Source organism: Amycolatopsis regifaucium, from assembly GCF_001613935.1.
Lineage (GTDB): Bacteria > Actinomycetota > Actinomycetes > Mycobacteriales > Pseudonocardiaceae > Amycolatopsis > Amycolatopsis regifaucium.
Genome location: NZ_LQCI01000034.1, coordinates 1263173 through 1275483, shown reverse-complemented (window position 1 = coordinate 1275483; position 12311 = coordinate 1263173). Strand labels below are relative to the sequence as shown.

Sequence of the window (12311 nt, the reverse complement as noted above, 5' to 3'; positions counted from 1 at the left end):
CTGGTAGCATGACTTGGGTGATCGAACGTGTCAAGCGCAACAGCAAGCAGTCGAGCAAGCACCCCACGGCGAATGAAGCCGACACGGGTGACGCCCGCCGCGACCGCTGGCGCAAGCACCGGATCGCGCGCCGCGCCGAGTTCGTCGAGGCCGCCCTCCGGGCACTCGACACGCACGGCCCGGACCTCGGCATGGAGGACGTCGCCGCCGAAGCTGGCGTCACGAAACCCGTGCTGTACAGGCACTTCGACGACAAGGCCGACCTGTATGTGGCACTCGGGCAACGCGGCACGGAGATCCTTTTCCAGCGGTTGATCCCGGCCATCAACGCCGAACTCGCCCCGGTCCCCCGGATCCGGATGGCCCTCGACGCCTTCTTCGGCGTCATCGAGGAGCACCCCAACCTGTACCGCCTGCTCGCGCGCGGCGGCCTGCAGGAGAAGGCGGTCGTCAAATCCGACGTCGTCGCCGAGGACAAGGAACTCATCGCCACCGCGCTGACCGCCCTGCTCGGCGACTACATGCGGATGTTCAACATGGACTCCGGCGCCGCCGAACCGTGGGCGCACGGGATCGTCGGCATGGTGCAGAGCACCGGTGAATGGTGGCTGGACCGGCGCTCGATGGGCCGCGACAGCGTCGTCGAGTACCTGACGCAGATCATCTGGGCCGCGATCGACGGCCTCTCCCGGCAGCAGGGCATCGTCCTCGACCCGAACCTGCCGCTCGAAGAGAACAAGGTCGTCCAGATGCGCAAGAGCCAGGAGAAACAGGTGGAGGGTCAATGAGCGAGCACGACGAAGACGGCTACTCCGGCGAAGCGGTCCTCGTGATCGACGGGACCGAGGTCCCGGCCACGGTCGAACTGCGGGGCTACTTCCAGCCCATCGACGGGTACTACCGCTGGTACGGCCGCGTGGCCACCAACGAGCAGGTGTCCGCGGCCGCCGGCGGCAAGAAGACCGCCGTCGAGATCCGCGCGGGCGAGTACAGCGCGAAGGGCGAACTTTCCGACCCGGACCCGTGGGACCGCTACCGCATCATGGGCACCAGCACGCCGCCGTTCCACGTGCCCACCAGCCTGGAAGAACTCAACGAACTGAACGCCTGAGCCTTTGTAAGTACGTGAAGGCCCCCTTCATTGCGCTAGGCGCAATGAAGGGGGCCTTCACGTACTTAGGGTTCCGGGCGAGGCGGGTCCCGCGTGCCAGGTCAGCCGCGTCGTTGCGCGGGTATCCGCACGACGGCTCCCACGTACTTCGGCCAGCTCGACAGCTTGTTCATCGCCCATTCCAGCGGCCCGCGCCCGACGAACTTCCGCCACAGCACGGCGGCGGTCAGCGCGACCACCGAGAACTCGACGAAGTGCAGCACGCTGAAGATCGAATCGCCGTCACTCGCGTCCCACAGCAGCGCGATGGCCACGAAATGCAGCACGTACGCGCTCAGCACCCGCCCACCCAGATCCGAAAGCGGCCACAGCACGCGTTCGAACTTCGGCATGAGCAGCTGACAGCCGCCGATCACCGCCGCGGCGATCCCGATTGAGATCACCAGGTCGAACGGGGTGTACGAGGTCCCGGTCGGCAACAGTTCCCAGGCCCAGCTGGTGGTCGGGGGCGTGCCGTGGATCCAGGTCTGGTGGAGCCGGAAGAACTCCGAGGGCGTCATCCCCAACTGCGCCGCTGCCGGCTCCAGCGAGCGGTAGACCGCCTGCATTCCGCCGAGCGGCCCGGTCGCGAGCCAGGAGACGAAGTACCCGCCCACCGCGACCGCCGAGCCACCGAAGAACAGGCGGCGGCACACGCTGCGCGAGGTCAGGTCCATCCGCCCGATCGACATCCCGGCGAACACGTACGCCATCAGCGTCAGCGCGGGGAACGTGCCGGTCAGGACGAGCACGGTCGCGGCCTTCAGCAGCCCGGTCGAGGTGATGTCGTCCGCGGTCAGGTCTGGGGCGAAGAACAGCAGGTCACGGGGCAGCAGCTGCGCCCTGATCAGATGCGAGAGCAGCGGGGCGGCGACAGCGACGACGATGGCCGCGATCGCCAGCGTCTTCGCGCCCGCCCTCAGCCACGGGATCGCGAAGAGAAAACAGGCGCCGTAGTAGGCCAGGATCACCATGTAGCCGGTTTCGAGGCTGGTCAGCCATAACCCCAGCACCACCAGCAGCGGCGCGCGCGTCGCCAGTTTGAGCGCGACGCGCGTCCGGGCTCGGCCTTGCTTCGGCCGTCGCCCACCGGACATGAGCGCGATCGAGACACCCGCCAGCACCGCGAACAGCGCCGCCGAATGACCTTCGAAAGGTTTGAACAGCACCCCGACGCCGCCCTTGGCGGGATCGGGGCCGACATGCACCGCGTACATGCCGAGTACGGCCAGGCCGCGGGCGACGTCGATACCGGTCAGCCGCCCCGCGACCCGCTTGCCATGTTCGGGAACCGTGCGCGCGCCGTCCACCAGCGCGCGGTCGATCACAGTGACGCCGTCCACCTCATCTCTCGGCTAGCCCCCTGCCGTCCCCGCATCAGCGTGACGATCAAATCTGAGAGCGAGCTGAGACGCAGTGGTGACGCCGCTGTGACATGCGACTACTACCCGATCGGGTCAGCCACCGACGGCGAAACCGACCTTGCGGACGTCCGACGGCGCGATCTCCACGTAGGCGATCCGGTCGGTGGGCACGATGTACTTGCGGCCCTTTTCGTCGTCGAGGCGGAAGATCCCGTCGCCGGCCCTCAAGGCGTTCGCGACCAGTTCCTCGACCTCGTCGGGCGACTGGCTGCTGGACACCACGAGCTCCCGCGGCGTGTCCTTGATGCCGATCTTGACCTCCACGTGGGACCTCCGCTTGAAAGTTCGAAATCAATGATGGGCCAAGGCTAGCCGAAGAGACCTCAGCCGAGCCCCAGCACCTGCATGCGCTTGGTGTGCCCCTGCTGCAACCGGCGGAAGAGCGCCGCGATTCCCGAAAGATCACCGGAGCCTTCGACGATCAGTTCGGCGAGCCCGTCCCGCTCGGCGACGACGTACTGGGCCTGCGTCAGCGCTTCGCCCAGCAGGCGGCGTCCCCACAACGCGAGTTTGTCCTTCGCCTTGCGGTCGGCCTCGATGCCGGCCGCGACTTCGCGCTCGGCGAAGGCCGAATGCCCGGTGTCGGCGAGCACGGTGAGCACCAGGTCCTTGGTCTCGGGGTCGAGCCAGCTGGCGATCTCGCGATAGAGATCCGCCGCGAGCCCGTCGCCGACGTAGGCCTTCACCAGCGATTCCAGCCACGAACGGGGCTTGGTGGAGGCGTGCCAGGCGTCGATGTGCCCGACGAACGGCCGCATCGCGTCTTCGATCGCGATGCCGTGCCCGGCGAGGTGCTTGGTGAGCAGGTCGTAGTGCCCGATCTCGGCGGCGGCCATGGACGCCAGCGCGGCCCGGCCGGACAGCGTCGGCGCGGTGCGCGCGTCCTCGGCCATGCGGTCGAACGCGGACAATTCCCCGTAGGCGAGTACGCCGAGCAAATCGACTACGCCTTCGCTGATCTGCTTTGCCTCCGTCACGGCGAAGAGGGTATCGCCGAACACACCCCTGAGGTGGGGAAGAGACCGATCCCACCCTCCCCGGCGCGGCGGGGACTATCGCAAAACCGCAGACCAGGTAGACTGGCCGACGAGAAACGACGGATCTTCCGTCCGGACCGGAACGCTGCTGCGGCTGAAGGACAGCCGGTGCGGCCCCGGTCAGCACAAGAATGATGTGCGTGCACGCCATCCTGCGGCATTCCCACGAAGGGCCGCTTCAGCGCCAGTAGCGCGGAGCCGAGCGAAACCTCGTGGTCGAGTGTCGATCCGGTGACCAGGGCAGTGCGCGCTGGTCACGAGAGAGGCGAGCACCCTGACCACGAACAAATCCACCACCGTCGAAAACACCACGACCGAAGTCCCGGAGGCAGTCGCGCTGGAGCACAGCGAGACCGGCCCGGCGGCGCTGGACGTGTCGCACCCGCTGCAGGCGGGCGCCCCGGTGGAACCCGAGTCCCCCTCGTTCGCGTCCTTCGGCGTCAAGCCGGAGATCGTCAAGGCGCTGAGCGAGGCCGGGATCGAGCGTACCTTCGCCATCCAGGCACTGACCCTGCCGCTGGCCATGGCGGGCGACGACCTCATCGGCCAGGCCCGCACCGGTATGGGCAAGACGCTGGGCTTCGGTGTCCCGCTGCTGCACCGCGTCGAGGTCCCCGGCGACGGCACCCCGCAGGTGCTGGTCGTCGTGCCGACCCGTGAGCTGTGCATCCAGGTCGCGAACGACCTCAAGGGCGCCGGCAAGCATCTCGGCATCCGCACCCTGGCCATCTACGGCGGCCGCCCGTACGAGCCGCAGATCGCGGCGCTCCGCAGCGGCGTCGACGTCGTCATCGGCACCCCGGGCCGCCTGCTGGACCTGGCCGAGCAGAAGCACCTGGTGCTGGGCAAGGTCCGCGGTCTGGTACTGGACGAGGCCGACGAGATGCTCGACCTGGGCTTCCTGCCCGACATCGAGCGCATCCTGCGGATGGTCCCGGACAAGCGGCAGACGATGCTGTTCTCGGCGACCATGCCGGGTCCGATCATCACGCTGGCCCGCACGTTCCTCACCCAGCCGACGCATATCCGCGCCGAGGAGAACGACGCGGGCGCGATCCACGAGCGCACCACCCAGTTCGTCTACCGGGCGCACTCGATGGACAAGCCCGAGCTGATCGCCCGCGCGCTGCAGGCCGAGGGTCGCGGCCTGACCATGATCTTCACCCGGACCAAGCGCACCGCGCAGAAGGTCGCCGACGAGCTGGTGGAACGCGGTTTCGCGGCCGCCGCCGTGCACGGTGACCTCGGCCAGGGCGCCCGCGAGCAGGCGCTGCGCGCGTTCCGCGCCGGCAAGGTCGACGTGCTGGTCGCCACCGATGTCGCCGCCCGCGGTATCGACATCGACGACGTCACGCACGTGATCAACTACCAGACGCCGGAGGACGAGAAGACCTACGTCCACCGCATCGGCCGCACCGGCCGCGCCGGGCGCACCGGTGTCGCGATCACCCTCGTCGACTGGGACGAAGAGCCGCGCTGGAAGCTGATCTCCGACACCCTCGGCCTCGACATGCCCGAGCCCGCCGAGACGTACTCGTCGTCCAAGCACCTGTTCGAAGACCTCGGCATCCCCGAGGGCACCACCGGGCGTCTCCCGCTGGGGAAGCGGACCCGCGCGGGCCTTTCGGCCGAGGTCGAAGAGGACCTTGGCGGCAAACGCCGTGGTCCCCGTGGCGCCAAGGGCCGCGGCGCCGACGAGGAAGAGGCACCCCGCAAGCGCGCCCGCACGCCGCGTAAGCGGACCCGCGGCGGAGCCGACGCGGCCGCCGAGATCGAGACGGCGGACGCCGCCGTGGCGGCTTCGCCTTCGGTGGAGAGCGCCGAAGGCGAAGGCTCTTCGGAGGCCCGCACTCGCACACGTCGCCGCAGCCGTGGCGCCGCGAAGCCGAGCCCGGAGGTCAGCGGCCCCGCCGTCGAGAAGGAAGCCGGCGACAGCGCCGAGCGGCCGGCTCGCCGACGCCGCCGTCGCCGTCCGTCGGCGACTTCTGATACACCTGCGTCGACAGACTGAAGCACCTTCAGCGCGGACGTGGGGAGCTAGGGGCACGTGAGCGAACGTCGGGACGCCGCGCCGGACGAAGATCCGGCGCGGCACGTGCCCGCTGAACCCGAACAGACGTCGAACGGCGACGAGCCGGAGACGACGGCCGCGATCGGCACCGAAGACGTGCTGGACGCCGAACCCGTCCCGACGGTGGCCACCGAGCCGCCGCTGGGCGGGAAACGCGCCAGGCGTTCGCCGTGGAACCGCCCGCGCGATCGTGTGTTCGCCGCCGCGATCGTGGTGGCCGTCGCCGTCACCGGCGTCGTCATCGGGGTGAACAGCGACAACGCGGCCACGGTCGCGCAGGTCGCCGCCACCGTGCCGCCCGCTCTCCCACTGGCTCCGGCGGAAGTGCCGGGCTCGTTGACCGAGCTGTGGCGGGCACCGAGTTCGGCGACGCCCGTCCCGATCGGCGAGGCCAACAGCGTCGTCACCGCCGACAAGGGTGAGGTACTCGGCCGGGATCCGTTGACCGGCGCCGTCCGATGGCGCTACGCCCGCGATCTGGAGCTGTGCACCGTCGCGCTCGCCGGGATCAAGGTCGACGCGGTGTACCGCAAGGAAACCGGCTGCAGCGAGGTCACCCAGCTCGACACGGGCACCGGGCGCCGCACCGCGCAGCGCAACGGCGACGCCGAACTCGGCACCCGGCTGGTCGTCGACGGCTCGCATGTCACCACGACCGGCAAGAAGCTGCTCAACACCTGGCGCGACGACCTGGTCAAGAGCATGGAGTACGGCGAGGTCCCGGCCGTCGTCCAGCCGAACAAGCAACCCCGGTCAGGCTGCACCTACGGCACGGTGGCCGCCGCGTCGGGCAAGATCGGCGTGATCGAACGCTGCCCCGGCGACCCGGCCGACCGCTTCACCGTCTACCGCGCGACCAACGACGAGGCCGACGAACCGAAGGTCGACTACAGCACCGTGCTCGCCGGAAAGAACGCGAAAGTCGTCGCGATGTCCGGCGATCTCGCCCTGATCGTGCTGCCGGAACAGAAGCTGCTGGTCATCTACGGCGCCGACGGGGTCCAGAAGTCGGCGTACCCGCTCGACTTGCCCGCCGCGGACATCGCGCAGGACCCGGTGGGCGGGATCATGGCGACCGCGTGGACCGCTCAAGGCGTCTACTGGTTCACCGGCTCGAAGACCATGGCGTTCTCGCGGGACGACCTCACGCCGCGCTGGACGCTGAACAACGCCGTCGGCCCCGGTGTGACCTTCGGGGATCAACTGGTCGTGCCGATCCAGGGTGGCCTCGCCGTCCTCGACGAGATGACCGGCACCACGATCCGCACCGTCGGCGTCGACAGGCGTGGCTACAGCGGCCCCGTGCGGCTCGCTTCGGTCGGGCCGGTGCTGCTGGAGCAGCGCGGCACCACGCTGGCCGCCCTCAAATGACCGGCAGGCGATAGCAAAGGTCCCTTGCTCCCCGCGCCGTCATCCCGGCACCGAGGTCTTGGCGCGGGGTCGGCCGAGTTCTTTCCAGCACCATCGACCGGCCTCGTCAGCGAGCGTGCCCGCGGCGGTGCGGGATCGCCCTTTGACGCTCACCTCGACGACCACCGAGTACTCGGTTTCGGAGACCTTCGCGAGTTCGCCGAGCGTCGCGTTCGCCGCTTCGTCGACCTGATCGATGGCCTGGTCGATGTCCTTGTCCGCGTTCCCGCACTTGAGCGCCCTCAACGCGGTCTTGTCGTGGGCGTTGATACCGGCGACGACCGCCCGCGCGGTCTCTTCCGGGCCGGCAGCTTTGTCGGCCTTGTCGTCACCGAGAAAGAAACCGGGAGCGACGAACCCGGTGATACCCAGCGTGACCAGCATGACGACAGCGACGGCGATGACCACCAGCAGACTCGTCTTGCCGTTCTTCAGTGGCGCGGGCGGCCCGCCGAAGCCCTGTCCGTACTGCTGACTCTGGCCGTAACCGGGGTATTGCTGCTGGGGGTACGCGCCGCTCTGGTCGTGACCGCCCTGCTGATACTGCTGCCCTGGGTGCTGCTGCCCGCCATGGTCGTAGTGGGGCTGGGGTGGGTAAGTCATCAACGGTGCCCTTCGTCCTCACTGCGGCGCCGTGTTCGCCCACGACGTGCTCAGTGAGTCCCAGTTTCACCGTGCCAGGCCTGCTTTTCCGGCCGGTGGCAAGTTCCTGCCGTGCCTGGCGGTCAGTTCCACCAGAACAGGCTCAGCGCGGCCGCCACGCTCACCACGACGCCGAGACCCGCGAAGCCCGCGACGCGGCCATTGCGCGCGTCAGCGGTCCGTTGTGCCAGCACGGCGAGCACTGCCGCGACCGGGTGACCGATCAGCATCAGGAGACCCGGTCCTGGCGCGCCGGTGAAGAGACAGATCGCGGCGATCACCAGGACGCAGCTCGCGAGCACGACCATCCCGGCCGCGAGCGAACCGGTCAGGCCGCGCCAGAAATTTCCGCGCCGGTTCGCCGTGGGCTCATCCGGGCTCGCGGGCAGCGGAGTGGTCGCGAGTTCTTCGGTGTCCGGTGACGACACGTCCTCGCCCGTCCAATCGTCGAGGTCTCAGGAATTCAGGGGCGCCAGCAACTCCCACGGCTGAGCCGCGGGGCCGGCCTCCTGGCCCGCCGCGCAACTGGGCCGGAAGTCGCACCATGCGCAGCGGCGGCCAGGGCGCGCCGGGAACAACACGTCCTCGTCGCCGCCCGCGTTCAGGGTATCCGTCGCCAGCCGCAGATCCCCGGCGGTCTCGTCGGCACGCTGGAGATGCCGTTTGAGGCTCTGCTCGGTGTGTTCGGCGGCCGCGATGGTGCCGGTGGGCACGTGATGCAGCTCGACCTGGTAGCACGGCGTGCGCAACGTCCGGGCGGCCGCGACGGCGTACAGCGCCAAGGCCTGCGAGAAGCGCGCCTCGTACTCGTCCGGCTCACGACGGCCGGTCTTGTAGTCGATGATCACCAGTTCCCGGCCGCGCTGGTCGATACGGTCGGCGCGGCCCTCGATGATGAGACTGGGTCCGCTGCCCGGTTCGAGCGTGACGGGTGCCGAAACCCAGCGCTCCAGCCCGACCGGATCGACGCTGACATCGTTGTGCTCCACGTAATCCGCGACCCAGGCCTTCGCGCGAGCGCGATACCGCGCGGCCTGCTCGGTGTCTTCGAACCCGGCGTCCTTCCAGTGCTCGGCGACGAGCGCCATCGCCCGCTGCGGCACACGTTTGGTCACCGGCAGGTCGAACAACGCCCGCAACGCGTTGTGCACCACCGCGCCGAGCGTGCTGTGCGCCCACGCCCCCGTGCGTGTCGGCGACGGGCGGTCGAGGTACGACATGCGGTAGCGGCGCGGGCAATCTTCGAACGTCGCGAGGCGCGCGGGCGAGACCTTCGTCAGCTTGCGCGGCGCCTCGACGCCGAAGTCGAAACCAATCTGCTCCATCGGATCACCCCGCCCGCAACGCTACGCACCCCCACCGACACTTTTGGGAGGGGATCCCAGGAGGAGAGCAGGGGACCTTTGCTATCGCCGGGTCACGTGCCCGCGATGAAGCCCTTCACCGAGTTCGCCACCAGTTCGACGGCGATCGCGGCCAGCAGCAGACCGGCGATCTTCGCCAGCAGCGTGATCCCGCTCTCCTTGATCAGCCGGATGACCACACCCGAGTACCGCATGCACAGGTACAGCACGAAGTGCACCGTCACGATCGAAAGCGCGAGAGCCACGTACGCGCCGACGTGCCCGTCGGCCTGTCGCACGAAGACGATGGTCGCGGCGATCGCGCCGGGACCGGCGAGCAGCGGCGTCCCGAGCGGCACCAGCGCGACGTTGACGTCGTCGCTCGCCGCTTCGGCCTCGCCGCCGGTCTTGCCGGTCAGCAGCTGCAGCGCGATCAGCAGCAGCAACAGCCCGCCCGCGCCCTGCAGCGCGGGGATGCCGATGCCGAGATACGACAGGATCGCTTGGCCCGCCACGGCGAACAACGAGATCACCAGCAGCGACACCAGCACCGCCTGCCGTGCGGCCTTGGCGCGGAACGCCACGGACTTGCGGCCGGTCAGACTCAGGAACACCGGCACCGTGCCGGGCGGGTCCATGATGACGATCAGCGTGATCGTCGCGCTCATGAACAGGCGCGCGTCGAAGAAGTCCGTGATCGTCACCGGGTCACGACCTCGTACCCGGTCGACCGCGAGACGAGTTCCTCCAGCGCGAGCGGGTCGGTGGTCTCGTCGCCGAGGTCGATGGTCTTGTTCGTGCCGTGATAGTCGCTCGACCCGGTGCGCACGAGTCCCAGCTCCCCCGCCAGCCCGTGCAGCTGGACGCGGGTCTCCTCGTCGTGGTTCGGATGGTCGACCTCGACGCCGGTCAGGCCGCGCCGGGCGAGATCGGTCAGCACGTCGACGGTGATGGTCGCGCCCCGCGAGTAGGCGAAGGGATGCGCGATCACGGTGACACCGCCCGCTTCCGCGATCATGTCGATCGCGTCCTCCACGAGCGTGTCCTGCCGCGCCACGAAATACCCGCTGCCGTTGCCGAGATGGCTTCCGAAGGCTTCGTTCACCGAAGAGACGACGCCGGCGCGCACCAAGGCCTGCGCGAGGTGCGGGCGCCCGGCCGAACCGTCCTCGGGCAGCAGCGACATGACCTCGTCGGGGTCGACCGGCAGGCCGTCGGCAGCCATCCGTTCGGCCATCACGCGCAGCCGCCACCGTCGCTCCGACCGCAGCCGGGTCTGCTCCGCGACGAGCGCGGGCGACTCGGGATCGAAGAGGTACGCGAGCAGATGGACGCTGACGTGCCGCCCGGTCACCGGATCGACGGAGATCGTGGACAGCTCGGCACCGGGCACGAGGGAAAGACCCGGCGGGAGTGCCTCGGCGGCCGGGGCCCAGCCGGCCGTGGTGTCGTGATCGGTGATCGCGACTACGTCGAGGCCCGCCTTCGCGGCGGCGGCGACGAGCCCGGCCGGGCTGTCGGTGCCGTCGGAGGCGGTGGAGTGGGCGTGCAGGTCGATGCGCATCGACTGTATTGTCTATCGCGCTGATCAGGGCCGCGCTGCCAGGGCGAGACTAGGGTGACCTGCGTTGCAGCCGACGACGACGGCGCCCTGCCATCGCGGCCCTCAGGCCTGGCGGCCACAAGGCGCGCGACTCCAAAAGATCAAAAGACCTGGGTCGTTTCAGCCGAGGCCGAGACTCCTTGGTCACCGCTGAGTCGGTCCGGCGGCTAGCCGACCTTCTTCTTGCCGCGGGCGGCGCGCTGGGCCTTGATCATCGAGAAGCGCTCGGCCTGCTTCTGCTTGTCGCCGAACACCAGCTCGGAGATCGTGTCGTAGAACTCTTCCGGCCTCGGCAGGTAGTCGATGCGGTTCAGCGCCTGGATCTGACCGGCCGACTCGACCACCATCGTCCCGTACCCCATCATCCGGCCCCACGCCGAACGTTCGTAGGTGAGGTCGGTGACCTTGGTGATCGGCATCATCAGCACCTTCGTGGTGAAGACGCCGGTGGTCATCACGAACCGCTTGTCGGTGACGACCAGCCGCTCGACCCACCACTCCATCACGATGTACGCGAACCGCAGGACGACCAGCAGCGCGGCGTACCAGAGGATGTTCTGGATCACCCAGGCGGCGGCCGGCAGGAGGTAGGACACCAGGACGCAGATCGCCAGCAGCGCGATCGCCTCGAAGGTGTCCCACAACAGCACAGCCCAGTGACGGCGGATCCTGATGACCCGCCGTTCGGTGTCAAGGAGATACTCGTCTGGATCGCGTGGGGCGAACATACTGGGAGAGTATCCGCTCCTCCGCTAGCTGAAGACGCTGCTGACGAAGGTGATCACTGATTCGGCCGAATCACGCAGGAAGCCGATGATGTTTCCCACGAGGCCCGCGGCCTGACCTGGCTGCGCGATCACGAAGAACAGCACCAACGCGATTCCTGCGAAAGTGAGGAGCTTTTTCGCGTTCACGGCGATCAATCCTGTCTCTTACGGTGACTGACTGCGGATACTGACCATTCATTTTGTACCGCACCTTCCACCGGCGCGGGAGGGAAGTCCCGCGCTTGGGTCAGCCGGCGGTGGGAAGTGTACCGTACGGCTACTCTCCGTGTATAGGACAGTCGTTGTCAGGACGTCCGCGTCTACCATTCGGGAATGAACACCGTTTCGGACAGCACCGTCCGCTGTGTCGGCGGCATCGTCCACGACGAACACGGGCGGATTCTCCTGATCCGGCGAGCGAATGAACCCGGACGTGGACTGTGGTCGGTCCCCGGTGGGCGGGTCGAACCAGGCGAATCGGACGAAGCGGCCGTGATCCGGGAAATGCGAGAAGAGACCGGACTGAACGTGACGCCGGGCACACTCGTCGGCAATGTCCGTCGCGGCCCGTACGACATCCACGACTACGCCTGCTCGGTCACCGGTGGCACTCTCCGTGCCGGCGACGACGCCGACGACGCCCGCTGGATCGATGCCCGCACCTTGATCGAACTCGATGAACACGGCCGGTTGGCCGAACTCCTGTTCGTCACTCTCCGCGACTGGAAGGTGTTGCCGACGGGCAATTTCTCCTCTCCGTGACAAATGCCGTACTCGATTTGGCAAATGACGTGACGATAAAGCAGCGCGAGAGGTGAAAATCAACCTCCCGATGCTTTACCGGCACTTCCGAACAGGCGAAAG

The 12311-nt window shown here is 68.3% G+C and carries 15 protein-coding genes; 5 read left to right on the top strand and 10 right to left on the bottom strand.

The window, feature by feature from the left end:
* Positions 1-8 precede the first annotated feature (8 nt).
* Together AVL48_RS30085 and AVL48_RS30080 are read left to right on the top strand one after the other, a co-directional pair.
* A complete protein-coding gene (locus tag AVL48_RS30085; protein WP_061988312.1) occupies positions 9-788 on the top strand; it encodes a TetR/AcrR family transcriptional regulator in 780 nt (259 codons plus the stop codon).
* Entirely contained in the window at positions 785-1111 is a 327-nt protein-coding gene (locus tag AVL48_RS30080; protein WP_061988315.1) for a DUF4873 domain-containing protein, read from the top strand. The genes AVL48_RS30085 and AVL48_RS30080 overlap by 4 nt, the downstream gene beginning before the upstream one ends.
* Positions 1112-1212: 101 nt before the next feature.
* Here AVL48_RS30080 and AVL48_RS30075 read toward each other — a convergent pair whose 3' ends face one another.
* The 3 genes from AVL48_RS30075 to AVL48_RS30065 form a co-directional block, all read right to left on the bottom strand.
* Positions 1213-2493, bottom strand: a complete 1281-nt coding sequence (locus tag AVL48_RS30075) for an acyltransferase family protein (protein WP_061988317.1) — start codon at positions 2491-2493, stop codon at positions 1213-1215.
* A 114-nt stretch (positions 2494-2607) separates the two neighbouring features.
* Complete coding sequence (locus AVL48_RS30070) at positions 2608-2838, bottom strand: DUF3107 domain-containing protein (RefSeq protein ID WP_005167610.1); 231 nt, start codon at positions 2836-2838, stop codon at positions 2608-2610.
* Positions 2839-2897: 59 nt separating this feature from the next.
* The gene (locus tag AVL48_RS30065; protein ID WP_061988445.1) at positions 2898-3551 is read right to left on the bottom strand and encodes a ferritin-like fold-containing protein; all 654 of its coding nucleotides are present in this window, start codon (positions 3549-3551) and stop codon (positions 2898-2900) included.
* A 463-nt stretch (positions 3552-4014) separates the two neighbouring features.
* Between AVL48_RS30065 and AVL48_RS30060 the strand changes: the two genes are divergently transcribed.
* Both AVL48_RS30060 and AVL48_RS30055 read left to right on the top strand, forming a co-directional pair.
* Positions 4015-5622: a DEAD/DEAH box helicase gene (locus tag AVL48_RS30060; protein WP_061988447.1), complete on the top strand. Its 1608-nt coding sequence runs from the start codon at positions 4015-4017 to the stop codon at positions 5620-5622.
* Between the two features lie 36 nt (positions 5623-5658).
* The gene (locus AVL48_RS30055; RefSeq protein ID WP_061988319.1) at positions 5659-7053 is read left to right on the top strand and encodes an Rv3212 family protein; all 1395 of its coding nucleotides are present in this window, start codon (positions 5659-5661) and stop codon (positions 7051-7053) included.
* Between the two features lie 39 nt (positions 7054-7092).
* Here the strand turns inward: AVL48_RS30055 and AVL48_RS30050 are convergent, their stop codons facing one another.
* From AVL48_RS30050 to AVL48_RS39260, 7 genes are all read right to left on the bottom strand, one after another.
* On the bottom strand, positions 7093-7695 hold the full coding sequence (locus tag AVL48_RS30050; protein ID WP_061988321.1) for a hypothetical protein: 603 nt from the start codon (positions 7693-7695) through the stop codon (positions 7093-7095).
* 122 nt (positions 7696-7817) lie between these two features.
* On the bottom strand, positions 7818-8162 hold the full coding sequence (locus AVL48_RS30045; protein ID WP_061988323.1) for a hypothetical protein: 345 nt from the start codon (positions 8160-8162) through the stop codon (positions 7818-7820).
* 27 nt (positions 8163-8189) lie between these two features.
* Complete coding sequence (locus AVL48_RS30040) at positions 8190-9059, bottom strand: RecB family exonuclease (RefSeq protein ID WP_061988325.1); 870 nt, start codon at positions 9057-9059, stop codon at positions 8190-8192.
* Positions 9060-9151: 92 nt separating this feature from the next.
* Positions 9152-9781: a MarC family protein gene (locus AVL48_RS30035; RefSeq protein ID WP_061988327.1), complete on the bottom strand. Its 630-nt coding sequence runs from the start codon at positions 9779-9781 to the stop codon at positions 9152-9154.
* The gene (locus tag AVL48_RS30030; protein WP_061988328.1) at positions 9778-10641 is read right to left on the bottom strand and encodes a PHP domain-containing protein; all 864 of its coding nucleotides are present in this window, start codon (positions 10639-10641) and stop codon (positions 9778-9780) included. The genes AVL48_RS30035 and AVL48_RS30030 overlap by 4 nt, the downstream gene beginning before the upstream one ends.
* Positions 10642-10847: 206 nt before the next feature.
* Complete coding sequence (locus AVL48_RS30025; RefSeq protein WP_061988330.1) at positions 10848-11408, bottom strand: PH domain-containing protein; 561 nt, start codon at positions 11406-11408, stop codon at positions 10848-10850.
* Positions 11409-11432: 24 nt separating this feature from the next.
* Positions 11433-11594 carry a hypothetical protein gene (locus AVL48_RS39260; protein WP_169812906.1) on the bottom strand — a complete coding sequence of 54 codons (162 nt, stop codon included), beginning with the start codon at positions 11592-11594 and terminating at the stop codon, positions 11433-11435.
* A 186-nt stretch (positions 11595-11780) separates the two neighbouring features.
* On the opposite strand from AVL48_RS39260, the gene AVL48_RS30020 reads away from it, so the two are divergent.
* Positions 11781-12209 carry an NUDIX hydrolase gene (locus tag AVL48_RS30020; protein WP_061988332.1) on the top strand — a complete coding sequence of 143 codons (429 nt, stop codon included), beginning with the start codon at positions 11781-11783 and terminating at the stop codon, positions 12207-12209.
* The last annotated feature ends 102 nt before the right edge of the window (positions 12210-12311 follow it).